Consider the following 21870-nt stretch of genomic DNA (forward strand, 5'->3'; position numbering starts at 1 on the left):
CTTGACGGGATCGCGCCCGCATATCCTGCGGGAGCGCTGGCGGCCGGGAGCCTCGTACGCCGCGGGGCCGCCAGGGCTGCGTAGTGTAGCGGCCGCGCGCGCTGATGTGTGTGCGCCCGCCCGGACCCGCTACAATCGCGCGCTGCGCACCGCCCCTTCACCGGAATTCCGCCCCATGTCGCAGCCCAACTGGTTCACCGAGGCCCACCCCGGCTCGGGCTCGTCCATCGGCTACCGCGTCGAACGCCTGCTGCACGCCGAGAAGACGCCGTTCCAGACCATCGAGATCTACCAGACCACCGACTGGGGCAACCTGATGGTGATCGACGGCTGCATCATGCTGACCAGCCGCGACAACTTCCTCTACCACGAGATGATGACGCACCCGGCGCTGTTCACCCACGCGCGCGCCAAGCGCGTGGTGATCATCGGCGGCGGCGACTGCGGCACGCTGCGCGAGGTGCTGAAGCACGAGGAAGTCGAGCATGCCGCGCAGGTCGAGATCGACGAGCGCGTCACCCGCCTCGCCGAGCAGTATTTCCCCGAGCTGTGCGCGTCCAACGCCGATCCGCGCGCCGAGCTGCTGTTCATCGACGGCATCAAGTACATGGCCGAATGCGAGCCGGACTCGCTGGACCTGATCATCGTCGATTCGACCGATCCGGTCGGCCCGGCGGAAGGGCTGTTCAACGCCGCGTTCTACGCGTCCTGCCACAAGGCGCTGCGCCAGGGCGGCATCCTCGTGCAGCAGTCGGAGTCGCCGCTGGCGCACCTCGAGCTGATCAAGTCGATGCGCGCGGCGATGCGCACGGCCGGCTTCCAGGCGCTGCGCACGCTGCCGTTCCCGCAGCCGTGCTACCCGACCGGCTGGTGGAGCTGCACGATGGCGCGCAAGGGCGCCGACCTCGCCGGCTTCCGCGAGCGCGGCGCCGCCAGCAAGCAGTTCGCCACGCGTTACTACAACGCCGACACGCACAAGGCCGCGCTGGCGCAGCCGGAGTTCATGCGCGAGGCGCTGGTCGACTGAGCGCCGCGCCGCGTTCAGAACAGCCGCGCGCGCGGCTTCGGCAGCAGCACCAGCGCCAGCGTCGCGAACGGGCCGAGCGGCAGCGACAGCAGGAACCAGAGCAGGCCGCCGCGGCCCTTGCCCTGCGCGAGGCCGGCGTTGATCAGGGCAAGCGTGCCCCAGCCGACGAAGTACGGGGCGCGCTCGGACGCGAACAGCGCGAGATGTTCCATCGCCTTCCTCCGGAGGTATCGCCAGGCATGCGCATCCGCCCGTTCCTTCCCGCCGCGCCTTGCCGCCGCTCCGTGGCGCACGCGGGCTGCGTGCGCTGGCCGAGCGGCCGATTCTAGGCCAGCCGCCCGAACCGCGCGCGACATGGCCGCCCGCATCGTTCCCGCGTTCGCCTTCATCATCGCGCTGATCGCGCTCGGCCACCTGCTCGGCCGCCGCCGCGTGCTGCCGGAACGCGCCGCCGACACGCTCAACCTGATCGTGCTGTACGTCAACCTGCCGGCGGCGGTGCTGCTGTATGCCTCGAAGCTGACCTGGTCGCCGCAACTGCTCGGCCTGGTCGCGGTGCCGTGGCTGCTGCTGGCCGCCAGCGCGCTGGCGGTGCTGGCGCTGGCGCGGCTGGCGCGCTGGCCGCGCGAGGTCACCGCGGTGCTGCTGCTGACGGTGCCGCTCGGCAACACCTCCTACCTCGGCTACCCGCTGACCGAGGCGCTGCTGGGCCCGGCGGCGCTGCCCTACGCGGTGGTCTACGACCAGTTCGGCTCGTTCGTGATCCTGTCCACCTACGGCCTCACCGTGCTGGCGCTGCACGGCCGCGGCGCGCGGCCGCGCGTCGGCGAGATCGCGCGCCGCATCCTCGCCTTCCCCGCATTCATCGCGCTGGTGCTGGCGCTGACCGTGGTGCCGGCGGAGCTGCCCGCGCCGCTGGCGACGATGCTGAAGCGCCTCGCCGACATGCTGATGCCGATGGTCGCGCTGGCGATCGGCCTGCAGCTCAAGCTGAAGCCGGAGCGCGCGCACCTGGCGCCGCTGGGCGTCGGCCTCGCGCTGAAGCTGCTCGCCCTGCCGGCGCTGGCGCTGGGCCTGTGCGCGCTGTTCGGCCTGCACGGGGAGCTGCGCGCCGCCGCGGTGCTGGAATCGGCGATGGCCTCGATGATCACCGCCGCCGCGCTGGCCTCGATGGCCGGGCTGGTGCCCGAACTGGCCGCGGCGATGGTCGGCTACGGCATCGTGCTGATGGCGGCGACGCTGCCGCTGTGGCTGGCGTTTTTACGCTGAGCCGCGCCGCGCCGTGGCACACTCGCGCCCTTCCATTCCCTGCCCGGAACGCGCCCGCATGCCGAAGACCGCGCTGCTGCTCTGCCTCATCTTCGCCGCCGCCGCGCATGCGCAGGACGCGCCGCAACCGCTCGCCCACATCGGCGACGCGACCGAGCGCACGGGCGCCGCGCCGGATGCGGCCGCGCTGCAGGCCTGGCGCGCCGATGCCGCCAAGGCGCTGGCCGCACGCGACGACGCCGGCGCGCTGGTCGCCGCCTCGATGCTGGCGGCAGGCGCCCGCGACGCCGCCACCGCGACGCGCGCCCTGCAACGTGCGGTCGAGCTGGCGCCCCGGGATCCCGACATCGCCTGGATCGCCGTGTGGCGCTGCGCGGACGTCGCCTCCTGCGCGCATGCGCGCGAGAACCTGCACACGCTCGAAGCCGACAACGCGGCGGTATGGCTGCCCGACCTGTATGCCGCCGCGCAGGCCGACGACGCCGCGCGCATCGTGCAGGCGCTGCAGGGCATGGCCGCGGCGAAGCGCTACGACGACCATCAGATGCACCTGCTGCCGCGCGTGCTCGACGCGCTGGGCCTGGTGCCGCCGCCGGCCGGCATGCAGGAAGGCGCCGACGCCGGCGCGCTGCGCGCCGGCGAGGCGATGGCGTTGACCAGCGTCGCCGCGATCCCGCCGCTGGCGCCGCTCGGCGCGGCCTGCGGCGCGGCGCAGGACGCCGCGCGCCAGGCGCTGTGCCTGCGCGTGGCCGAACGCATGCAGCAGGGCACCTCGCTGATGGCGCAGATGGTCGGCGAGGGCCTGGCGCGGCGCCTGCTGCGCGCGCCGCAGCCGCTGGCCGAGCTCGCCGCACGCCAGCGCGTGCGCGCCTGGCGCATGCAGAAGATGGCCGGGCTGATGCGCGAACTGGCCCGCGATCCCGCGCTGGCGCAGGCGTGGACCGTGGCGATGCGCGGCCACGCGCGCGAGGACGACGCCGTCGCCGCGCTGCTCGCCGCGCGCGGCATCCCGGTCGAGCCGCCGGCCGGCTGGCAGCCCGCCGTCGCCGCGCAGCGCGATCCGTAGCCGCGCCGCCGCACCGATGCGTCCGCTGCGTTTCCTCGGCCTGATCGCCGCGCTCGCCTGCGGCGCCGTGCACGCCGCGCCAACCGCCGAGGCTGCGCGCGCGGACGCGCTGGCGCAGTTCCGCAAGGACCTGGTCGGCGCGCTCGCGCCGCGCGCCGATGCCGAGCACCTGCTGGGCGCGGCGCTGCTGGCGCGCACGCTGCAGGCGCAGCCGCAACCGCTGACCTTTCACGACCTGCTGGCGCGCGCCGCCGCCGCCGCGGACGCCGGCCCGGCGGTGGCCTGGGCGCAGCTCGGCGACTGCGCCGACGCCACCTGCCCGCAGCCGCAGGCGCTGGCGAAGCTGCGGCAGCAGGCACCCGGCAACGCGGCCGTCTGGCTGCTGGCGCTGAATGCGGCCGCCGCCGCGAAAGACGCCGCGGCGGCGCGCGCCGCGCTCGCCGAGGCCGCCGCGCGCGACCGCTACGACGGCTATTCGGGCCCGCTGCTGCGGGCTGCCGCCGCGGCCAGCCTGGCCCTGCCGATGGATCCCGAGGTTGCGCGCGCACTGACCGGCAGCGCCGAAGCCACGGCGCCGGCGCAGTGGCTCGTCGTCGCCGGCAGCGTGGCCGCGCTGCCGCGGCCGGCGTTCTTCGCCGCCGCCGACCTCTGCCTCAGGCCGGCCGCGCCCGACGACGCGCTGCGCGCCGACTGCCTGGGGCTGGGCCATGCACTGGAAGGGAGCGACGGCTTCCTCGCCCGCCGCTTCGGCCTGCAGCTTCGCGCGCGGCTGGCGACCGACCCCGCGCGGCAGGCCGACGCGCAGCGCGAGATCCGCGACCTCACCTGGCAGTTCGAGCAGTACAGCCGGCTCGGCGTGCGCGCGCTGCGCGAAGCGGACGTCGCGCGCGCGCTGCTGACGCTCGCGCTGCGCGGCGACGGCGAGCTCGACGCCTGCCGCGCGCTGCTGCGCCGGTTCGGCGTGCCGCTGCAGGCGCCACCCGCCTGGCGGCCGCCGTCCGAGCGCCGGCCCTTGCCCGCCACGACCGCGCTGCCCTGAGTCCGCGCCGCACCGCGCCGGCGCAGTTTTGCGCCGCCGCCGCGGGCATGTACCCTTGGATCCGGGTCCAGGGGAGGAACGCGCATGCAGACCGTGCTGGTGGCAAGCAGCAAGGGCGGGTGCGGCAAGACCACGCTGACGACCAACCTGGCCGCGCATTACGCGCAGGACGGCAAGGCCGCCGTGGTGGTCGACGCCGATCGCCAGGCCTCCAGTTTCCGCTGGTGCGCGCGCCGCCCCGACGCCGTGCCCGGCGTGCTCGCGCTGGACGGCACGCGCCGCGCCGCGCTGGAGCGCGTGCCGCCCGATGCCGAGCGCGTGCTGATCGACGCCGCCGCCGGCAGCACGCCGGCCGATCTCGAACCCTGGCTCGAACAGGCCGATGCGGTGGTGGTGCCGGTCCTGCCCTCGCCGATCGACCTCGAAGCGACCGCGCCGTTCCTGCATGCGCTGGCCGCGGTCGGCCGCATCAAGCGCGGCAAGCTGCCGGTGGCGCTGGTCGCCAACCGCCTGAAGCCATGGACGCGCGCCAGCCAGGAAGCGCTGGACCTGCTCGCCGGCTTCCCGTTCCCGGTGGTCGCCGAGCTGCGCGACAGCCAGGCTTACGTGGTGCTGAGCGGACTCGGCAAGGGCATCTTCGACTACGGCTCCGAACAGGTGCGCAGCCACCAGGACGACTGGGGCCGGCTGCTGCGCTGGCTGAAGAAGCACGGCTGAGCGCGCCCGCGCGGCGCGCAGCGAGGTGGGCGATGAACGATCCGCGTCCTGCGCACGCCAACGTGCGCTTTCCGCCGCCGCTGGTCTACCTGCTGGCGCTGCTGCTCGGCTGGGCGCTGCAGCGCGCCTGGCCGCTGCCGCTGGGCCCGGCCGCGTGGGGGCCGGTGCTGCGCGCCGTCGGCGTGCTGCTGATCGCCGCCGGGCTGGGCCTGGCGCTGTGGGCGAACCTGCGCTTCCGCGCCGCCGGCACCTCGCCGGTGCCGGTGCGGCCGAGCGCCGCGCTGGTCGAGGCGGGGCCGTACCGCTGGACGCGCAACCCGATGTACCTCGGCCTCGCCCTGGCCAGCGCCGGCATCGCGCTGCTCGCGCATTCCGGCTGGATGCTGCTGGGCGCGCTCGCCGCCGCGCTCGTGATCGACCGCTACGCGATCGCGCGCGAGGAGCGCTACCTGCTGGCCGCCTTCGGCCAGGCCTACGCCGACTACTGCGCGCGCGTGCGGCGCTGGCTGTAGCGCGGCCTCACGCCGCGGCGTCGGCCTCGCGGTGGTAGCGCACCGCGGCCTCGACCTCCCGCTTCGAGCCGAGGAACACCGGCACGCGCTGGTGCAGGCCGGTCGGCTGCACCTCCAGCAGACGCCCGCGCCCGGTGCTGGCGGCGCCGCCGGCCTGCTCGACGATCAGCGCCATCGGGTTGGCCTCGTACATCAGGCGCAGGCGGCCGCCCTTGGCCTTGCACTTGGCGTCCAGCGGATAGGTGAAGATGCCGCCGCGGGTGATGATGCGGTGCACGTCGGCCACCATCGACGCCACCCAGCGCATGTTGAAGTCGCGCCCGCGCGGGCCCTCCTTGCCGGCCAGCAGGTCGCCGACGTAGCGCTGCATCGGCGCTTCCCAGTGGCGCTGGTTGGAGGCGTTGACGGCGAACTCCGAGGTCTCCTCGGGAATCTGCACGTCGCGGCGGGTGAGGATGAAGGTGCCGACCTCGCGGTCGAGCGTGAACACGTGCGTGCCGTGGCCGACGGTCAGCACCAGCAGCGTGCTCGGGCCGTACACGCAGTAGCCGGCGGCGACCTGCGCGGTACCCGGCTGCAGGAAGTGCACGGCGACCGGCTGGGTCACGCCGTCCGGGCAGCGCAGCACCGAGAAGATGGTGCCGACCGACACGTTGACGTCGATGTTTGAGCTGCCGTCCAGCGGGTCGAACAGCAGCAGGTAGTTGCCCTTCGGATAGGCGTCGGGGATCGGCTGCGGATCCTCCATCTCCTCCGAGGCGCAGGCGGCGAGGTGGCCGCCCCAGGCGTTCGCTTCCAGCAGGATCTCGTTGGACAGCACGTCCAGCTTCTTCTGCGCCTCGCCCTGCACGTTGCCGGTGCCGGCGTCGCCCAGCACGCCGCCCAGCGCGCCCTTGCCGATCGCGATCGAGATGCGCTTGCAGGCGCGCGCGACCACCTCGACCAGCAGGCGCAGCTCGGGGTTGATGCGCCCGGCGCGCTTCTCCTCGATCAGGAACTGGGTCAGCGAAATCGACGTCATGGCTCCGTCCGGCGTGGGCAAAGCGCGCATTGTCGCGGCTCGCCGCGGCCCGCGCCAGCCGCGCGCGCGGCGCGGTTCAGCGCGCGGTCGGATGGCTGCTGCCAGCACGCTGACAGCAGGGGGCAGGCACGCTGCCCGTCCCCTGCCGATGGAGTGAAGCCATGCGCGACACCGTCTATTTCCTCGCCTTCGACGGCTACGCCGACTGGGAGGCGGCGCTGGCCCTGTGCGAGATCCGCCGCCCCGGCACGTTCCGCGTACGGATCGCCGCGCCGTCGATGCGGCCGGTGGAGTCGATGGGCGGCCTGCGCGTGCAGCCGGACCTGACGCCGGCGGAGATCGATGCCGCGCGCGCGGCGCTGTTGATCCTGCCCGGCGGCACCGCCTGGGAGCGCGGCCTGGACGGCGGCGCGACCGACGCCGCGCGGCGCCTGCACGCCGCGGGCGCCTTCGTCGCCGGCATCTGCGCCGGCGCCCTGCCGCTGGCGCGCGCCGGCCTGCTCGATACGCGCTGGCACACCGGCAGCCTGCCCGGCTACCTCGAGGGCCTCGTGCCGGCCTATGCGGGTGCTGCGCTGTACGACGCCAGCCTGCTGGCGATCGAGGACGACCGCGTGATCACCGCCAGCAGCGCCGGCGGCGTCGAGTTCGCGCGCGCGGTGATCCGCGCACTGGCGCTGTACGACGAGGTCGACACCGCGCACTGGTACGCCCTGTACAAGCACGCCGTGCTGCCGCCGTGGTTCGCCGCGGAAGCCGGCGCCGCGCTGACGGAGGCCGCATGAGCGCGGCCCTGGTTCGTCGGCTGCGGCGCCTCGTGCGCTGGATCGCGCGCGCCTATGCGCCGCTGGCCGCGCGCGGCGCGCTGTTCGATGGCCGCGCCGACGCGGGCGCACGCGAGGCGGCCGTACCGGTCCCGCGCGCGCCGCCGGATCGGCCGCGGCCGTCCGTCCGGCGCGACGCCGCGACGCCGCGCCGCATCGCGGCCTGAGCGCGTCGCATGCGCGGAGACCGGGCGATGGCATCATGCGCGGATGCGCCGCGCCGACCGCCTGTTCCTGATCATCCACGCCCTGCGCGGCCGTCGTACCGCGTTGCCGGCGCGCCAGCTCGCCGAGACGCTCGGCGTGTCGCTGCGCACGGTCTATCGCGACATCGCCGACCTGCAGCTGTCCGGCGTGCCGATCGAGGGCGAAGCCGGCGTCGGCTACATGCTGCGCCGCGGCGCCGACATCCCGCCGCTGATGTTCACCGCCGAGGAACTGGAGGCGCTGGTGGTCGGCACGCGCTTCGTCAAGGCGTTCGCCGGCGCGCGCCTCGCCGGCAACGCGCAGGCGGCGCTGCTGAAGATCGAGGCGGTGCTGCCGCCGCAGCTGCGCGAGAGCGCGCTGCGCTCGCGCGTGTTCGCGCCGGGCCGGCGCTGGCGCGAGATCACCTCGGGGCTGATCGACCAGCTGCACGAGGCGATCGCGCAGCGCCGCGTGCTGCGCCTCGACTACCGCGACGAGGCCGGCCAGGCCAGCGAACGCGAGGTCGAGCCGCTGTGCCTCGCGTTCTGGGGCGGGGCCTGGACGCTGGGCGCCTGGTGCCGGCTGCGCCGGGACTTCCGCAACTTCCGTCCCGACCGCATCGCCGCGCTAACCGCGACCGGCGAGCGCTGCCCGGAAACGCCCGAGCGCAGCCTCGCCGCCTATCTGCGCGCGGTCGGCGCCGACGGCGCCGCCTGAGCGCACGCGGCGTCAACGCCGCAGCGCGCGGGACTGGCCGGGCGTGAGCCCGGTCAGCGCCTTGGCCGCCTGCGCGGCCAGCGCGCCCTTGCCGGGACGCAGGAACTGCGGGAACAGTACCAACGCCATGTCGAGGCCGGGCAGCGCGATCACGCCGAACACCAGCGAGGCGAACAGCCCCAGCGAGGCCGCGTCGCTCACGGCGTGGCGACGCCGTCCAGCCAGCGCAGGCGCGAGCGCGGCGTCGGATCCATCAGCACGCGCTCGGGCGCACCGCGCAGCAGGCCGCTCGCGGCCAGCGACTGCTCGACCGTATCCATCGCCGCGGCGAAGCCGCCGTGCAGCATCGCCCGGTCGCGCACCACGCCCAGCCAGACCAGCCACGGGCCGTCCTCGCGGATCGGCAACTGCGGGAAGTTGTTCGGCACGTCCAGCGTCACCAGCACGCCGGCCGGGCGCACGCCGGTGCCGCGGTAGCGGGCGAACGCCGCCCCGGCGCGCTGCGCGAACGCGTCCTCGCTGCCCTTCTTCACCGCGAAGACCTGCGCGACGACGATGCCGCGCGCGCCGTCGGGCTCGTCGACCGGGTCCACCGCCGGCAGCACGCTGATGCCGTGCTCGGCATGCAGCGGCCGCAGCAGCATCACGTCGTCGCTGTCCGGCAGGATCGCGTTGACCTTGGCGCGGTGCTCCCGCCACAGCGGCCCGTAGTAGAACGCGGCGTTGACGATCGGCCGCGCCTGGATGTCCTTGAAACCGCGCAACCAGGTGAAGTGGTCCGGGTTGCCGCGCTCGGTGAACTGGCCGAACACCATCGCGCCGAGTTGCTCGAAAGCTTCGGGAAAGTAGCTGTCGAAGTACTGCACGAAACGCGCGCGCTCGCCGTGCCTGACCGTGTAGCGGCGGAATTCGACGACCTGGTAATCCTTGAGATGCTGGACGCTGTTCATGGCGGTGACTCCGGCGGAAGGGGGGTGCTGTGCCCACGCCGTCGGTGCGCACGCGAGTACCAGCAGGCCGCCGGCGAGCAGGCGTTGCGGGGGCTTCATGGCGCTCCCTTGGGGGGAGTAGTCGCCGCAGGCTACGGTTAAAACAGGTCAATCCACGCCCTGATTCGGCGCTACCATCGCGGCATGGCCTTGCCGACGACGCGCGTGCTGGCGGTGCTGGACCTGCTGCAGGGTCACGGACGCATGAGCGGACCGGAACTGGCGCGCCGCGTCGGCGTCGACGTGCGCACGCTGCGCCGCTACATCGTGACGCTGGAGGAGCTCGGCATCCCGATCACCACCGAGCGCGGCCGCTACGGCGCCTACCTGCTGGTCGCCGGCTTCAAGCTGCCGCCGATGATGTTCACCAACGACGAGGCGGTGGCGCTGTCGGTGGGCATGCTGGCGGCGCGCGGCCTCGGCCTCGCCGCCGCGGCGCCGGCGGTGGCCAGCGTGCAGGCCAAGCTCGCGCGCGTGATGCCCGGCGGGCTGCAGCGCCGCGTGCACGCAATCGCGGAGACGGTCAAGGTCGACCTGCGGCACACGCCGCGCGCACCGGACAGCAACGCGGCGCTGATCGCGCTGACCGCGGCGGCGCAGGCACAGCAGCGCGTGCACCTGCGCTACGTCTCCGCCGAGGGCGCGGCCAGCGAGCGCGACTTCGATCCCTACGGCCTGGCCTACCACGCCGGCGCCTGGTACGCGCTCGGCATGTGCCACCTGCGCCGCGGCCTGCGCTCGTTCCGGCTCGACCGCGTACAGGGCGTCGCCGCGCTCGGTCGGCATTTCCGCCGTCCGGGCGATTTCGATGCGCTGGACCAGTTGCTGCGCAGCATCGCCAGCGCGCCGCGCGCCCACGCGATCGAGGTGCTGCTGCACACCGATCTCGAACGCGCGCGCCACGCGTTCTCGCTCGGCTTCGGCCTGCTGGAACCGGCAGCGGGCGGCGTGCTGTTGCGCAGCAGCGCCGACGACCTCGCCTGGTTCGCGCGCCAGCTCGCCGCGCTGCCGTTCGACTTCGCGGTGCAGCGCCCGGCGCGGTTGCGCCAGGAGTTGCGGAAGCGCGCGCAGCGGCTGCAGGCGCTGGCCGCGGCATCGCCGCGGCGCTGACACGCGGCGCCGAAAGCGGCGCGGGCGGCGAGCCGGAAGGCAGTGCCGGCCTGCTCCTGCGCGGCCCGTTCCCGGCGCGCCGCCCGGGCCGCGCCGGACTATTCGCCGGGCCTCCGGCACGATCGCGCACGGGTGCGGATCGCACGTCCCGCTTGGAGCGGCGGCGCGATTGCTCTAGATTGCGCCTGCCTAGGGGTTTCCGGGCACTCCATCCATTCAATCCGAGCACACCAGGACATTTATGGCGAAGACGAAGAAGGCAGCACCCAAGAAGATGGCCGCCAAGCCGGCCGCGCCGAAGCCGATCAAGGAAGCCCTGAGCAAGTCCGGGCTGGTGGCGCACCTCGCCGAGGCGAGCGGCGTGATCGCCCGCGACGTGCGCGCGGTGCTGGCCGCGCTGGAAGGCGCCGTTGCCGGCTCGGTCAGCAAGAAGGGCGCCGGCGCGTTCACCCTGCCGGGCCTGCTGAAGATCACCGCGATCAACGTGCCGGCCAAGCCCAAGCGCAAGGGCATCAACCCCTTCACCAAGCAGGAGCAGTGGTTCGCCGCCAAGCCTGCCACGGTCAAGATCAAGGTCCGCGCGCTGAAGAAGCTCAAGGACGCCGCGGCCTGATCGCCGCCCGGGATGCGGCGCGCCGCGGCCGCCGCATCCCCTCCCGCAGCGGCGCGGCGCGGCTGCGAGGATTCCGCACCGCCGGCACGGCGAAGCGGCGATGCCACCGCGCTCCAAGCCTCCCGACGGACCGCGCGCGCAGGCCCGCCGTCACCGTTCCGCTGCCGGATCCGCCCGCATGAACTCCCCCACCCGCCCGCTCGCGGGACCGCGCGAACGCATCGACGACATCGACCGCCAGCTGCTCGATCTGCTGGCGCAGCGCAACCGCATCGTCAACGAGGTGATCACCACCAAGGTCGCGCAGGGGTTGCCGATCTTCGACGCGGCGCGCGAGGACGACAAGATCGAACGCTTCCGCCGCGAAGCCGAGGCCAGCGGCGTCGACGCCGACTGGGCGGAAGATTTCCTGCGCATGATCATGAGCAGCTCGCGCGCGCGGCAATCGCGCGGCGGCCTGCCGCGTGCCACCGCGCAGCCGATGACCGTGCTGCTGGTCGGCGGCGCCGGCGGCATGGGCCGGCTGTATGCGCGCTACCTCGAGCGCAGCGGACACGCGGTGCGCGTGCTCGAGCGCGGCGACTGGCCGCGCGTCGCCGAGCTGTGCGCCGGCGTCGACCTGGCGCTGGTGGCCGTGCCGATCGACGCCACCGTCGAGGTGATCGAGCGCCTCGCGCCGCACCTCGCCGCCGACGCCACGCTGGCCGACTTCACCTCGAACAAGGCGGCGCCGATGGCGGCGATGCTGCGCGCACACCCCGGCCCGGTGCTGGGCCTGCACCCGATGCACGGCCCGGACGTCAACAACCTGTCCCGCCAGCTGATGCTGGTCTGCCCCGGGCGTGCGGCCGAACGCGGCCACTGGCTGCTCGTGCAGTGCGCGCTGTGGGGCATGCGCCGGCAGACGCTGGACGCGGCGCGCCACGACCGCGCCATGCACGTCATCCAGGGCCTGCGCCATTTCGCCACGTTCCTGCACGGCTCGTTCCTGCGCCGCTGCAACCTGCACCCGGACGACATCCTCGAGTTCTCCAGCCCGATCTACCGCATGGAGCTGATGATGACCGCGCGCATGTTTGCGCAGGATCCGCAGCTCTACGCCGACATCGTGTTCGCCGACCGCGAGCGCCGCGACGTGCTGCTCGACCTGCTCGAGCACCACCGCGGGCTATCGGCACTGGTCGAGCGCGCCGACCGCGCGGCCTTCATCGCCGAGTTCGAGGCGATCCGCGCCTTCTTCGCCGACTTCGCCGAGCGCGCGCGGCGCGAGAGCGGCTACCTGATCTCGCGCCTGTCGGAGCGCTTCTCCTGAGCGCCGCAGCGGCCGGCATGACCGTTGGCGCATGCCGCGGCCACGGCCGGCGGCGAGAATCCGCCCGTTTCCCACCCGTCGGAGCCTCACCATGACCCGCTTCCGCTGGATCCTTCCGGCCGCCGTCCTGGCCTGCGCATCGGCCTGGGCCGCTGCGCCGGCGACGCCGGCCGCGCACGCGCCCGCCGCCGCGGCGACGATCGGCATCGACCGCTCGGCCAAGCCGGGCGACGACTTCGACGCCTACGCCAACGGTATCTGGCGCGAGCACGCGGAGATTCCCGCCGACCGCTCCAGCACCGGCGTGTTCTACGAGGTGTTCAAGAAGGCCGAGCAGCGCACCGCCGACCTGATCCGCGACGCCGGCAAGGAGCAGCCGGCGCCGGGCAGCGATGCGCGCAGGATCGCCGACTACTACGCCGCCTTCATGGACGAGGCGACGATCGAGAAGCGCGGCCTCGCCCCGCTCAAGCCGCAGCTCGCGGCCATCGAGGCGATCCGCACGCGCAGCGACCTCGCCCGCGTGCTCGGCGCCGGCATGCGCGCCGACGTCGATCCGATCAACGCCACCAACCTGCACACCGAGCGCCTGTTCGGGCTGTTCGTCGCGCAGGGCCTGGAAGATCCCTCGCACAACGTCGGCTACCTGCTGCAGGGCGGCCTCGGCATGCCGGACCGCGATTACTACCTCGCCTCCGACGCCGAGATGGCCGGCTTCCGCGCCAAGTACCGCGCCTACATCGCCGCGCTGCTGCAGCAGGCCGGCATCGCCGACAGCGAGGCCAAGGCGCAGGCGATCTTCGACCTGGAGATGAAGATCGCCCAGGCGCACGCCAGCATCGTCGACACCCAGGACATCCACAAGGCGAACAACCCGTGGCCGCTCGCCGCGTTCGCGAAGAACGCGCCGGGGCTGGACTGGGCGGCGTATTTCCGCGCCGCCGGGCTGGCCGGCCAGAAGACCGTCGTGGTCTGGCAGCCGTCGGCGGTGCGCGCGCTGGCCGCGCTCACCGCCAGCGAGCCGCTGGCGAGCTGGAAGGACTACCTCGCCTTCCACGCCATCAACCACGACGCCTCGCTGCTGCCGAAGGCGTTCGCCGACCTCAGCTTCGAGTTCTACGGCCACACCCTGCAGGGCACGCCGAAGCAGCGCGAGCGCTGGAAGCGCGCGGTGGCGCTGACCAACAGCGACCTCGGCGACGCGGTCGGCAAGCTGTACGTGCAGCGCTACTTCCCGGCCTCCTCCAAGGCCGAGGTCGAGGCGATGGTGAAGAACATCCTGGCCGCCTTCGACGAGCGCGTCGACACGCTGGACTGGATGACGCCGGCGACCAAGCAGAAGGCCAAGGCGAAGATCGCCACGCTGCGCGTCGCCGTCGGCTACCCCGACAGCTGGCGCGACTACGCCGCGCTGGACGTGCGCGCCGACGACGCGCTCGGCAACCGCCAGCGCGCCGAGCTGTTCGAGTACCGCCACCAGTTGGCCAAGCTGCACCAGCCGGTCGACCGCGGCGAGTGGTGGATGACGCCGCAGACGGTGAACGCGGTGAACCTGCCGCTGCAGAACGCGCTGAACTTCCCGGCGGCGATCCTCGAGGCGCCGTTCTTCGATCCGCACGCCGACGCCGCCGCCAACTACGGCGCGATCGGCGCGGTGATCGGCCACGAGATCAGCCACAGCTTCGACAACCTCGGCGCCGAGTTCGACGCCCAGGGCCGCCTCGCCAACTGGTGGACGCCGGAAGACCTGGCGCACTTCAAGGCCGCCGGCCAGCGCCTGGTCGCGCAGTTCGATGCCTACGAGGCGCTGCCCGGCCTGCACGTCAACGGCCAGCAGACGCTGGGCGAGAACATCGCCGACGTGTCCGGCCTGACCGCCGCCTACATCGCCTACCACAAGTCTCTGGGCGGCAAGCCGGCGCCGGTGATCGACGGCCTGACCGGCGACCAGCGCTTCTTCCTCGCCTACGGCCAAGCCTGGCGCAGCAAGATGCGCGACGCCGCGCTGCGCCAGCGCGTCACCACCGACGTGCACGCGCCGCCGCAGTTCCGCGCCGAGACCGTGCGCAACCTCGACGCCTGGTACGCCGCCTTCGGCGTCCAGCCCGGCGAGAAGCTCTATCTCGCGCCGAAGGACCGCGTGCGCATCTGGTGAGGCCGGTGTGCGGGCGGCGGCCATGCGCGCCGCCGCCCGCGCGTCATCCCTTGGGAGGATCGCGATGAAACGTCTGCTCGCCTGCGCCGCGCTCGCGGCACTCGTCTTTGCCGCGGCGGCGCCGGCCGCCGACACCGGCAGCACCGACGCCGACGCGCGCTTCCACGCGCTGTACCAGAAGGAATGGGACTGGCGCCTGCAGCAGTTCCCGACGCTGGCCGACAGCATCGGCGACCACCGCTACGCCGACCGCCTGCCCGACGAGAGCGCGAAGAACCAGCAGGCGCGCCTCGCCTACTGGGACGACGTGCTGCGCCAGCTGCGCGCGCTCGATCCGAAGACGCTGTCCGCCGACGAGCAGGTCAACTACGCGGTGTACCGCGCGCAGATCGAGAACCTCGATGCCGACCAGCGCTTCCGCCAGTACGAGATGCCGTTCAACAGCGACAGCGCGTTCTGGTCCGACCTCGGCTTCATGCCGCGCGACCAGAAGCTGGAGGATGCCGCCGACTACCGCGCCTACATCGCCCGCCTGCGCGCGGTGCCGAAGTACTTCGACGAGGCGACCGCCAACATGCGCGCCGGCCTGGCGCGCGGCTTCACGGTGCCGCGCGCGGTGCTGGACGGGCGCGACGTCTCGATCGCCAACGTCGCCGAGCTGAAGCAGCTGGAAGACAGCACCTTCTACGCGCCGTTCAAGAAGATGCCGGCGCGCATCCCCGCCGCCGAGCAGGCCGCGCTGCGCGCGGAGGGCGCGCAGGCGATCCGCGAGGCGGTGATCCCGGCCTACGCGAAACTGCTGCGCTTCTTCCGCGAGGACTATGTGCCGCACGCGCGCAAGACCCTCGCCGCCGAAGCGCTGCCCGACGGCAAGGCCTACTACCGCCAGCAGATCCGCGAGTACACCACGCTGGACCTGAGCCCCGACGCCATCCACAGGATCGGCCTCGACGAGGTGGCGCGCATCCACGCGGAGATGCTGCGGACGATGCGCGAGGCCGGCTTCACGGGCACGTTCCCGGAGTTCCTCGCCTTCCTGCGCAGCGACCCGCAGTTCTACGCCAAAACCCCTGACGAGCTGCTGATGCGCGCGGCGTGGATCGCCAAGCGCGTCGACGGCCAGCTCGGCAAGTTCTTCGGCCTGCTGCCGCGGCGGCGCTTCGACATCGAGCCGGTACCGGCCGACATCGCGCCGTTCTGGACCTCCGGCCGCGGCGGCCCCGACACCTACTGGGTCAACACCTACGACCTGAAGTCGCGGCCGCTGTACAACCTGCCGGCGCTGACCCTGCACGAATCCGCGCCCGGCCATTCGCTGCAGATCGCGCTGGCCGAGGAGCAGCGCGAGCAGCCGGCGTTCCGCCGCTACGGCTACATCTCCGCGTTCGGCGAAGGCTGGGCGCTGTACTCGGAGGATCTCGGCAACGAGATGGGCATCTACACCACGCCCTACGAGCGCTTCGGCTACCTCACCTACGCGATGTGGCGCGCCTGCCGGCTGGTGGTCGACACCGGCGTGCACCACCTCGGCTGGACGCGCGAGCGGGCGATCGCCTTCCTGCGCGACAACACCGCGCTCAGCCAGCACGAGATCGAGACCGAGGTCGACCGCTACATCAGCTGGCCCGGCCAGGCGCTGAGCTACAAGCTCGGCGAGCTGAAGATCGTCGAGCTGCGCAAGAAGGCGGAGGCCGCGCTGGGGCCGAAGTTCGACCTGCGCGCCTTCCACGACACCGTGCTGTCGATGGGCTCGGTTCCGCTGCCGCTGCTGGAGCAGCGCATCGACCGCTTCATCGCCGACGGCGGCAAGCCGCCGGCGCGGCCGTGCGATTGCGCGCACTGACGAACCGCGTCGCACGCCGTCGGCCCCTGCGGCCGCCGCGTGCGGGCCACCTCCCACCCGATGCGCGGGTTCAGCGCGGTGCGCGTTGGGCCGGCGCGACGGGCAGCATCCGCTGCACGCGCCGCTCGGCGCGGAACGCGGCGTTGTAGGCGGCCACCTCGCGGCGCAGGCGTGCGCTGGGCCGCGTGCCGAAGCGGCCGGCGTCGAGCGCGGCTTCCATGCGTCGCATCAGGTCGTAGTCGTGGTAGTCGCGGTACGGCTTCAGGTCGAGGTCGGCCGGCACCTTCCGCAGGCGCTCGTCGCCGATGTGCTTGACGTAGCGCTGCATGAAACGGTCGTAGGCGCGCCAGGAGACGCGGTCGGCGCGCACCGCGGCTTCCTCCGCGCGCGTGGCGATCTGGTGCGCGTGCAGGTAGTGCAGGCCGAGCTGGTCGATCAGCGTCTTCTCGACCTCCTCGTGCAGGATCAGGTAGCGCGCCACCTCGACGCTGCGCCCGCGCCAGGTGAAGTGCGTCGGCAAGTGGCGGTCGATGTAGATGGTCTTGCCGTCCTGGCTGTAGCCGGCGAGATAGGGCACGTCGTGGCGGCGGTCGAGCTTCTTCACGCGGCGCAGGATCGCGTCAAGCGCGCGGTCCAGCATCAGGCTGGAGACGTACCAGTCGGGGATGCGCAGCTTCTCGTGGGGCGCGTGCGGGTGGCAGCCGGCGGCGGGCATGGCGGGGCTCCTTGCGGCGGTTCGAGCGGACTCGGAATGGCGTCGCGGCGAGACGACGCGGCCGATCGTAACCGCGCGCAACCGTCGCCCCGCTTGCGATGCAGCGCCCGGCGCGCGCCACACGCGTACGCTCCGCATCGTGTGTGCAGCGCACGCATCGACGCACTGATCGACGAACGGCACCCCTGCCCGCGTCGAGGCGGCCCAGGCGCGGTAGCGTGCGCCGTGCGCACGCCAGGCAAAGGAAGGGGCGGCGTAGCCGAACCTTCGCGTGCGGACGGCGTCGCTCAGACGTCGCCGCTGCGCACCCAGCCTTCACCGCTGCCGCGCTGGTAGACCTTGTCGGTCGGCAGCACTTCGCCGGCGGGATAGGCGGACAGCGGCTTGAGCTTCGCGTACAGCGGCGCGAAGTCCGGCCGGGTGGCCTCGAACAACTGCTCGAAGCCGTCGATCACGAAGTAGGTCTGCTGGTAGGTGTCGATCTTGTAGCGCGTGCGCATCACGCGCTCGAGGTCGAAGCCGAGCCGGTTGGGCGCGGCGGATTCGAGGCTGTGGATCGACTCGCCCTTGGAGCTGACGATGCCGGCGCCGTAGATGCGCAGGCCCTCGTCGGTGCGGATCAGGCCGAACTCGACCGTGTACCAGTACAGGCGCGTCAGGTTCATCAGCGCGTCGGCGCCGATGCCGTGCGCCTTCATGCCGCCGCGACCGTAGGCCTGCATGTAGTCGGCGAACACCGGGTTCATCAGCAGCGGCGCGTGGCCGAACAGGTCGTGGAACAGGTCCGGCTCGGCGATGTAGTCGAGCTGCTCGGGCTTGCGGATCCACCAGGTCACCGGGAAGCGGCGATGCGCCAGGTGGTCGAAGAACACGTGGTCGGGCAGCAGGCCCTCCACGCCGACCAGCTCCCAGCCGGTCGCCTGGCGCAGCACGCGGTTGAGGTCGTCGAACTTCGGGATGGCGTCGGCGCTCATGCCGATGCGCTCGACGTTCTCCATGAACTCGCGGCAGGCGCGACCGGGCAGGATGGCGCGCTGGCGGCGGAACAGTTGCGCCCACACGGCGTGGTCGGTGGCGGAATAGTCCGACCACGGCTGCTCGACCACGCCGGTGGCGTAGACCGGGATGTAGCCGCGGTCGGTCTGCTGGTGTTCCACGCGGCGCGGCGTGTCCATGGAAGCCTCCCGCCCTCGCGGGCGCTGTGTCGGTGCTCGACGAGAGTCTAGCCGCGCCACGGCGCAACTTGCTTGCTTTCATGCCCGGTACGGCGTGAAATGCGCACGAATATTGCGCACGCCAGCGCACCCGGGGCTCGACATGGCCGATATCCCCCTCGACCGCACCGACCTGCGCATGCTCGACGTGCTGCAGCGCGAGGGCCGCATCACCAACGCCGAGCTGGCCGCGCGGGTGAACCTGTCGCCCTCGCCGTGCCTGCGCCGGCTGCAGCGGCTGGAGGCGGCCGGGGTGATCGCCGGCTACGCCGCGCAGGTCGATCCCAAGGCGGTCGGCCTCGGCCTGCAGGCGTTCGTGCGCGTGCAGTTGCAGAAACATGACAGCGCCACCGTCGAGACGTTCGTGCAGCAGGTGAACGCCTGGGGCGAGGTGGTGGACTGCTACGCCCTGACCGGCGACATGGACTACCTGCTGCACGTGGTGGTGGCCGACCTCGATCACTTCTCGCGTTTCCTGCTCGACAAGCTGCTGAACGCGGCCGGGGTCGCCGACGTCAACTCGAGCTTCGTGCTGCGCACGGTCAAGCACGCCGGCGCGCTGCCGCTGGCGCAACTGGCCGGCGGATGAGGCTGGCGACGCCCTCGCCGCCCGGCTAAAGTGCGTGCCCCCATGGACGTTTCCGCTCCCGCCCAGCCCCGCGACCGGCGCCGCCCGCTGCGCTATGCCGTGCGCGTGCCGCTGCTGGCGCTGCACATCGTGGCCGCGATCCCGCTGGCGCTGACCGTCGCGCTGCTGCCGTCGCGCCCGGCGACGGCCGTGCGCGAGCCGTTCGCCCATCGCCTGGTGCGCTGGTGGTCGACCGCGCTGCTGCGCATCTTCGGCTTCCGCGCGCGCCGCCGCGGCGAGGCGCTGGCCGATCCGGTGCTGTTCGTCGCCAACCACGTCTCGTGGCTGGACATCACCCTGCTGCACAGCCAGCGCGCGGCGTGCTTCGTCGCCAAGGCGGAGATCGCCGGCTGGCCGCTGGTCGGCTGGCTGGCCGCGCGCGCCGGCACCATCTACCACCACCGCGGCAGCCCGCATTCGCTGACGGCGGTGATGCAGACGATGGTCGAGCGCCTGCACGCGCGGCGTTCGGTGGCGGTGTTCCCGGAAGGCGGCATCGACCACACCGGCTCGGTGCTGCACGTGCGCACCTTCCACGCGCGCATCCTGCAGGCCGCGCTGGACGCCGAAACGGCGGTGCAGCCGGTGGCGCTGCGCTATAGCCGCGACGGCCACGCCTGGCAGGGCGTGACGTTCCAGCCCGGCGAGAGCTTCCTCGCCAACTTCTTCCGCCTGCTCGGCGAGCCGTCGCTGGACGCCGAAGTGCACTTCCTCGCCCCGGTGGCGTACGGCGGCGACGGCCGCAGGCGCATGGCGGAGGCGGCGCGCGAGGCCATCATCGCCGCGCTGCGGCAGGCGGGGTGAAGCCATGCGCGCCGCGGACTTCGCGCCGCATCCGCTGCTGCGCAACGCGCACGTGCAGTCGGTGCTGGCCTCGAGCCCGCTGCGCCTCGGCCTGAAGCTGTACCACGCGCGGCGACTGGAGCGGCACACGCAGGCGGTGATCCTCGACGCCGGCGCCGGCGTGCGCCTGGCCGGCTACCGCACCACGCAGGACGCGCTGCCGCGGGCGCGCGGGCTGGCCGTGCTGCTGCACGGCTGGGAAGGCAGCGCGCGCTCGAACTACATCCTGCAGACCGGGGCGCGCCTGCTGGCGGAAGGCTGGGACGTGTTCCGCCTCAATTTCCGCGACCACGGCGACACCCACCACCTCAACCGCGAGCTGTTCCATTCCTGCCGCATCGACGAGGTGGTCGGCGCGGTGGCGGAGCTGGCGCGGCGCTTTCCGTCGCCGGCGCTGGTGCTGGCCGGCTTCTCGCTGGGCGGCAATTTCGCGCTGCGCGTGGCGCTGCGCGCGCCCGCCGCCGGCATCCCGCTGCGCTGCGCGGTGGCGGTGTGCCCGGTGGTCGACCCGCACGCCGGGCTGGCCGCGCTGGAGCGCGGGCCGCGCTTCTACCACGACTACTTCATGCTGAAGTGGCGGCAGTCGCTGAGGCGCAAGCAGGCGCTGTTCCCGCAGCAGCGCTACTTCGAGCCGCGCGAACTCGGCCAGGACATGCGCGGGCTGACCCGCACGCTGGTCGAGCGGCACACCGCGTTCGGCAGCCTGGAACACTACCTGGACGGCTATTCGATCGCCGGCGACCGCCTCGCCGCGCTGGCCGTGCCGGTCTCGATCCTGACCGCGCAGGATGACCCGGTGATCCCGGTCGCCGATTTCCGCCGGCTGTCGCTGCCGGACACGGCCGAGCTGGACATCGCGCCGCGCGGCGGCCACTGCGGCTTCCTGCGCGACCTGCGCCTGACCAGCTACGCCGAGGACTACGTCGCCGCACGCCTGGCGCGCGCGGCCGAAGCCTGAAGAAGCCGCGCGGCGGCTGTGGCATCATCGCGCTTTTGCGAGCGCCCGCGTCATGTTCGAAGACATCCTGCAACCGCTGCACGCCGGCCGCCTGGACGAGGCGGAAGCGCGCTGCCGCGAGCGCCTGGCCGCCAACGCCGACGACGCCGAGGTGCTGCACCTGCTGGCGATCGTGCGCCGCCAGCAGGGCGACGCCGTCGAGGCGCACGCGCTGCTCGAGCGCGCGCTGGCGCTGGCGCCGGACAACGCGCTCTACCACCTCACCCTGGGCCGCCTCGCCGCCGCCGGCGGCGCGCTGGGCGCCGCCGCGCAGAGCTTCGAGCGCGCGCGCGAACTGAACCCCAACCTGGCCGGCGCGCACAGCGGGCTGGGCAAGCTCGCCCTGCTGCAGGGCGACCACGCCGCGGCCGAGGCGCACTTCTGGACCGCACACCGCGCCAACGACGGCGACGACGAGGCGCTGGCCGGCCTCGGCCACCTGCACGCCGAGCGCGGCGACTTCGCGATGGCGGTGCGCTTCCTCACCCGCGCCGCCGAGCGGCGTCCCGAGGATGCGCTGCTGCAGATGAACCTCGGCCGCGCCTTGAGCGCGCAGGGCGTCGACGACTTCGCCGTGCAGGCATTCGCCAACGCGCTGCGCCTCAAGCCCGACTACGCGCCCGCCGGCATGATGCTGGGCGCGGTCGAGCTGCGGCGCAAGCGCTTCGACAACGCCGAGGCCGCCTATCGCGGCGTGCTGGCGCACGCACCGGACCACGCCGCCGCGCACGCCGGCCTCGGCGACGTCGCGCGCGCGCGCGGTCGCCACGACCTGGCGATTCCCGCCTACGAACGCGCGCTGGCGCTGGATCCTGCGTTCGACAACGCCGCCGCGGCGTACGTCTGGTGCCTGGCCAACGTCAGCGGCCGCGCGCGCGCCTACGCCGCCGCGCAGGACTGGCTGGCGCAGCGCCCCGATGCGCACATCGTGCGCCGCACCTGGGCCGAGCTGCTGGAAGCGGAAGGCAAGCGCGAGGCGTCGCAGGCGCTGTGGAGCGCGCGGCTCACGCAGGCCCCCGACGACGCACGCGCGCGCGCCGCGCTGGCGCTGCTGATGGAGCGCGCCGGCACGG

The 21870-nt window shown here is 73.1% G+C and carries 24 protein-coding genes; 18 read left to right on the forward strand and 6 right to left on the reverse strand.

Features of this window, described 5'->3' with window-relative positions; genetic code table 11:
- Window positions 1-175: 175 nt before the first annotated feature.
- Window positions 176-1027 carry a polyamine aminopropyltransferase gene (speE, locus tag ABFC67_RS05220; protein WP_346736989.1) on the forward strand — a complete coding sequence of 284 codons (852 nt, stop codon included), beginning with the start codon at window positions 176-178 and terminating at the stop codon, window positions 1025-1027.
- Window positions 1028-1041: 14 nt separating this feature from the next.
- Here speE and ABFC67_RS05225 read toward each other — a convergent pair whose 3' ends face one another.
- Window positions 1042-1239: an antitermination protein NusB gene (locus tag ABFC67_RS05225; protein ID WP_346736990.1), complete on the reverse strand. Its 198-nt coding sequence runs from the start codon at window positions 1237-1239 to the stop codon at window positions 1042-1044.
- Window positions 1240-1381: 142 nt separating this feature from the next.
- Here ABFC67_RS05225 and ABFC67_RS05230 point away from each other — a divergent pair, with 142 nt between their 5' ends.
- The 5 genes from ABFC67_RS05230 (at window position 1382) to ABFC67_RS05250 (ending at window position 5630) form a co-directional block, all read left to right on the forward strand.
- On the forward strand, window positions 1382-2296 hold the full coding sequence (locus ABFC67_RS05230; protein ID WP_346736991.1) for an AEC family transporter: 915 nt from the start codon (window positions 1382-1384) through the stop codon (window positions 2294-2296).
- Window positions 2297-2354: 58 nt separating this feature from the next.
- Complete coding sequence (locus ABFC67_RS05235; RefSeq protein ID WP_346736992.1) at window positions 2355-3362, forward strand: hypothetical protein; 1008 nt, start codon at window positions 2355-2357, stop codon at window positions 3360-3362.
- 16 nt (window positions 3363-3378) lie between these two features.
- Window positions 3379-4401, forward strand: a complete 1023-nt coding sequence (locus ABFC67_RS05240; RefSeq protein ID WP_346736993.1) for a hypothetical protein — start codon at window positions 3379-3381, stop codon at window positions 4399-4401.
- An 84-nt stretch (window positions 4402-4485) separates the two neighbouring features.
- Window positions 4486-5118: a ParA family protein gene (locus ABFC67_RS05245; protein WP_346736994.1), complete on the forward strand. Its 633-nt coding sequence runs from the start codon at window positions 4486-4488 to the stop codon at window positions 5116-5118.
- A 32-nt stretch (window positions 5119-5150) separates the two neighbouring features.
- Window positions 5151-5630 carry an isoprenylcysteine carboxylmethyltransferase family protein gene (locus tag ABFC67_RS05250; protein ID WP_346736995.1) on the forward strand — a complete coding sequence of 160 codons (480 nt, stop codon included), beginning with the start codon at window positions 5151-5153 and terminating at the stop codon, window positions 5628-5630.
- A 7-nt stretch (window positions 5631-5637) separates the two neighbouring features.
- Here ABFC67_RS05250 and ABFC67_RS05255 read toward each other — a convergent pair whose 3' ends face one another.
- Entirely contained in the window at window positions 5638-6651 is a 1014-nt protein-coding gene (locus ABFC67_RS05255) for a class 1 fructose-bisphosphatase (protein ID WP_346736996.1), read from the reverse strand.
- 161 nt (window positions 6652-6812) lie between these two features.
- Between ABFC67_RS05255 and ABFC67_RS05260 the strand changes: the two genes are divergently transcribed.
- From ABFC67_RS05260 to ABFC67_RS05270, 3 genes are read left to right on the forward strand one after another with little or no spacing between them, the layout of a single operon-like run.
- On the forward strand, window positions 6813-7436 hold the full coding sequence (locus tag ABFC67_RS05260; RefSeq protein ID WP_346736997.1) for a DJ-1/PfpI family protein: 624 nt from the start codon (window positions 6813-6815) through the stop codon (window positions 7434-7436).
- Window positions 7433-7642, forward strand: a complete 210-nt coding sequence (locus ABFC67_RS05265; RefSeq protein WP_346736998.1) for a hypothetical protein — start codon at window positions 7433-7435, stop codon at window positions 7640-7642. Before ABFC67_RS05260 ends, ABFC67_RS05265 begins: the two co-directional genes overlap by 4 nt.
- A gap of 43 nt (window positions 7643-7685) precedes the next feature.
- A complete protein-coding gene (locus ABFC67_RS05270; protein WP_346736999.1) occupies window positions 7686-8378 on the forward strand; it encodes a YafY family protein in 693 nt (230 codons plus the stop codon).
- Window positions 8379-8390: 12 nt separating this feature from the next.
- Here ABFC67_RS05270 and ABFC67_RS05275 read toward each other — a convergent pair whose 3' ends face one another.
- Entirely contained in the window at window positions 8391-8579 is a 189-nt protein-coding gene (locus ABFC67_RS05275; protein WP_346737000.1) for a hypothetical protein, read from the reverse strand.
- Window positions 8576-9328: an NIPSNAP family protein gene (locus ABFC67_RS05280; RefSeq protein WP_346737001.1), complete on the reverse strand. Its 753-nt coding sequence runs from the start codon at window positions 9326-9328 to the stop codon at window positions 8576-8578. Before ABFC67_RS05280 ends, ABFC67_RS05275 begins: the two co-directional genes overlap by 4 nt.
- 183 nt (window positions 9329-9511) lie before the next feature.
- On the opposite strand from ABFC67_RS05280, the gene ABFC67_RS05285 reads away from it, so the two are divergent.
- The 5 genes from ABFC67_RS05285 (at window position 9512) to ABFC67_RS05305 (ending at window position 16400) form a co-directional block, all read left to right on the forward strand.
- Complete coding sequence (locus ABFC67_RS05285) at window positions 9512-10477, forward strand: YafY family protein (protein WP_346737002.1); 966 nt, start codon at window positions 9512-9514, stop codon at window positions 10475-10477.
- 241 nt (window positions 10478-10718) lie between these two features.
- Window positions 10719-11090, forward strand: a complete 372-nt coding sequence (locus tag ABFC67_RS05290; RefSeq protein ID WP_346737003.1) for an HU family DNA-binding protein — start codon at window positions 10719-10721, stop codon at window positions 11088-11090.
- Between the two features lie 178 nt (window positions 11091-11268).
- Window positions 11269-12402 (forward strand): bifunctional chorismate mutase/prephenate dehydrogenase, encoded by a 1134-nt coding sequence (tyrA, locus tag ABFC67_RS05295; protein WP_346737004.1) that lies wholly within the window; start codon window positions 11269-11271, stop codon window positions 12400-12402.
- Window positions 12403-12493: 91 nt separating this feature from the next.
- Window positions 12494-14557: a M13 family metallopeptidase gene (locus tag ABFC67_RS05300; protein WP_346737005.1), complete on the forward strand. Its 2064-nt coding sequence runs from the start codon at window positions 12494-12496 to the stop codon at window positions 14555-14557.
- Between the two features lie 64 nt (window positions 14558-14621).
- The gene (locus tag ABFC67_RS05305) at window positions 14622-16400 is read left to right on the forward strand and encodes a DUF885 family protein (protein WP_346737006.1); all 1779 of its coding nucleotides are present in this window, start codon (window positions 14622-14624) and stop codon (window positions 16398-16400) included.
- 70 nt (window positions 16401-16470) lie between these two features.
- On the opposite strand, the gene ABFC67_RS05310 is transcribed toward ABFC67_RS05305, so the two are convergent.
- Window positions 16471-17115 carry a hypothetical protein gene (locus tag ABFC67_RS05310; RefSeq protein ID WP_346737007.1) on the reverse strand — a complete coding sequence of 215 codons (645 nt, stop codon included), beginning with the start codon at window positions 17113-17115 and terminating at the stop codon, window positions 16471-16473.
- Between the two features lie 287 nt (window positions 17116-17402).
- Window positions 17403-18290 carry a phenylalanine 4-monooxygenase gene (gene phhA / locus ABFC67_RS05315; protein WP_346737008.1) on the reverse strand — a complete coding sequence of 296 codons (888 nt, stop codon included), beginning with the start codon at window positions 18288-18290 and terminating at the stop codon, window positions 17403-17405.
- Between the two features lie 142 nt (window positions 18291-18432).
- Between phhA and ABFC67_RS05320 the strand changes: the two genes are divergently transcribed.
- The 4 genes from ABFC67_RS05320 to ABFC67_RS05335 form a co-directional block, all read left to right on the forward strand.
- Entirely contained in the window at window positions 18433-18918 is a 486-nt protein-coding gene (locus ABFC67_RS05320; protein ID WP_346737009.1) for an Lrp/AsnC family transcriptional regulator, read from the forward strand.
- 42 nt (window positions 18919-18960) lie between these two features.
- Window positions 18961-19761: a lysophospholipid acyltransferase family protein gene (locus tag ABFC67_RS05325; protein WP_346737010.1), complete on the forward strand. Its 801-nt coding sequence runs from the start codon at window positions 18961-18963 to the stop codon at window positions 19759-19761.
- Window positions 19762-19765: 4 nt separating this feature from the next.
- On the forward strand, window positions 19766-20758 hold the full coding sequence (locus ABFC67_RS05330; protein ID WP_346737011.1) for an alpha/beta fold hydrolase: 993 nt from the start codon (window positions 19766-19768) through the stop codon (window positions 20756-20758).
- 52 nt (window positions 20759-20810) lie between these two features.
- Window positions 20811-21870 (forward strand): tetratricopeptide repeat protein (locus ABFC67_RS05335; RefSeq protein ID WP_346737012.1); only part of this gene is annotated, 1060 nt, incomplete at its 3' end.

It is taken from the genome of Mizugakiibacter sp., from assembly GCF_039680435.1.
In the GTDB taxonomy this organism is placed as follows: domain Bacteria; phylum Pseudomonadota; class Gammaproteobacteria; order Xanthomonadales; family Rhodanobacteraceae; genus Mizugakiibacter.

Excerpts from the sequence above, each read along its gene's own strand:
- ABFC67_RS05325 (WP_346737010.1), top strand. The coding sequence starts at position 18,961 with ATGGACGTTTCCGCTCCCGCCCAGCCCCGCGACCGGCGCCGCCCGCTG.
- speE (WP_346736989.1), top strand. The coding sequence starts at position 176 with ATGTCGCAGCCCAACTGGTTCACCGAGGCCCACCCCGGCTCGGGCTCG.
- ABFC67_RS05270 (WP_346736999.1), top strand. The coding sequence starts at position 7,686 with ATGCGCCGCGCCGACCGCCTGTTCCTGATCATCCACGCCCTGCGCGGC.
- ABFC67_RS05230 (WP_346736991.1), top strand. The coding sequence starts at position 1,382 with ATGGCCGCCCGCATCGTTCCCGCGTTCGCCTTCATCATCGCGCTGATC.
- ABFC67_RS05300 (WP_346737005.1), top strand. The coding sequence starts at position 12,494 with ATGACCCGCTTCCGCTGGATCCTTCCGGCCGCCGTCCTGGCCTGCGCA.
- ABFC67_RS05305 (WP_346737006.1), top strand. The coding sequence starts at position 14,622 with ATGAAACGTCTGCTCGCCTGCGCCGCGCTCGCGGCACTCGTCTTTGCC.
- ABFC67_RS05245 (WP_346736994.1), top strand. The coding sequence starts at position 4,486 with ATGCAGACCGTGCTGGTGGCAAGCAGCAAGGGCGGGTGCGGCAAGACC.
- ABFC67_RS05235 (WP_346736992.1), top strand. The coding sequence starts at position 2,355 with ATGCCGAAGACCGCGCTGCTGCTCTGCCTCATCTTCGCCGCCGCCGCG.
- ABFC67_RS05290 (WP_346737003.1), top strand. The coding sequence starts at position 10,719 with ATGGCGAAGACGAAGAAGGCAGCACCCAAGAAGATGGCCGCCAAGCCG.
- ABFC67_RS05310 (WP_346737007.1), bottom strand. The coding sequence starts at position 17,115 with ATGCCCGCCGCCGGCTGCCACCCGCACGCGCCCCACGAGAAGCTGCGC.
- ABFC67_RS05265 (WP_346736998.1), top strand. The coding sequence starts at position 7,433 with ATGAGCGCGGCCCTGGTTCGTCGGCTGCGGCGCCTCGTGCGCTGGATC.
- ABFC67_RS05260 (WP_346736997.1), top strand. The coding sequence starts at position 6,813 with ATGCGCGACACCGTCTATTTCCTCGCCTTCGACGGCTACGCCGACTGG.
- ABFC67_RS05255 (WP_346736996.1), bottom strand. The coding sequence starts at position 6,651 with ATGACGTCGATTTCGCTGACCCAGTTCCTGATCGAGGAGAAGCGCGCC.
- tyrA (WP_346737004.1), top strand. The coding sequence starts at position 11,269 with ATGAACTCCCCCACCCGCCCGCTCGCGGGACCGCGCGAACGCATCGAC.
- ABFC67_RS05240 (WP_346736993.1), top strand. The coding sequence starts at position 3,379 with ATGCGTCCGCTGCGTTTCCTCGGCCTGATCGCCGCGCTCGCCTGCGGC.
- ABFC67_RS05225 (WP_346736990.1), bottom strand. The coding sequence starts at position 1,239 with ATGGAACATCTCGCGCTGTTCGCGTCCGAGCGCGCCCCGTACTTCGTC.
- ABFC67_RS05280 (WP_346737001.1), bottom strand. The coding sequence starts at position 9,328 with ATGAACAGCGTCCAGCATCTCAAGGATTACCAGGTCGTCGAATTCCGC.
- ABFC67_RS05250 (WP_346736995.1), top strand. The coding sequence starts at position 5,151 with ATGAACGATCCGCGTCCTGCGCACGCCAACGTGCGCTTTCCGCCGCCG.
- ABFC67_RS05330 (WP_346737011.1), top strand. The coding sequence starts at position 19,766 with ATGCGCGCCGCGGACTTCGCGCCGCATCCGCTGCTGCGCAACGCGCAC.
- phhA (WP_346737008.1), bottom strand. The coding sequence starts at position 18,290 with ATGGACACGCCGCGCCGCGTGGAACACCAGCAGACCGACCGCGGCTAC.
- ABFC67_RS05320 (WP_346737009.1), top strand. The coding sequence starts at position 18,433 with ATGGCCGATATCCCCCTCGACCGCACCGACCTGCGCATGCTCGACGTG.
- ABFC67_RS05285 (WP_346737002.1), top strand. The coding sequence starts at position 9,512 with ATGGCCTTGCCGACGACGCGCGTGCTGGCGGTGCTGGACCTGCTGCAG.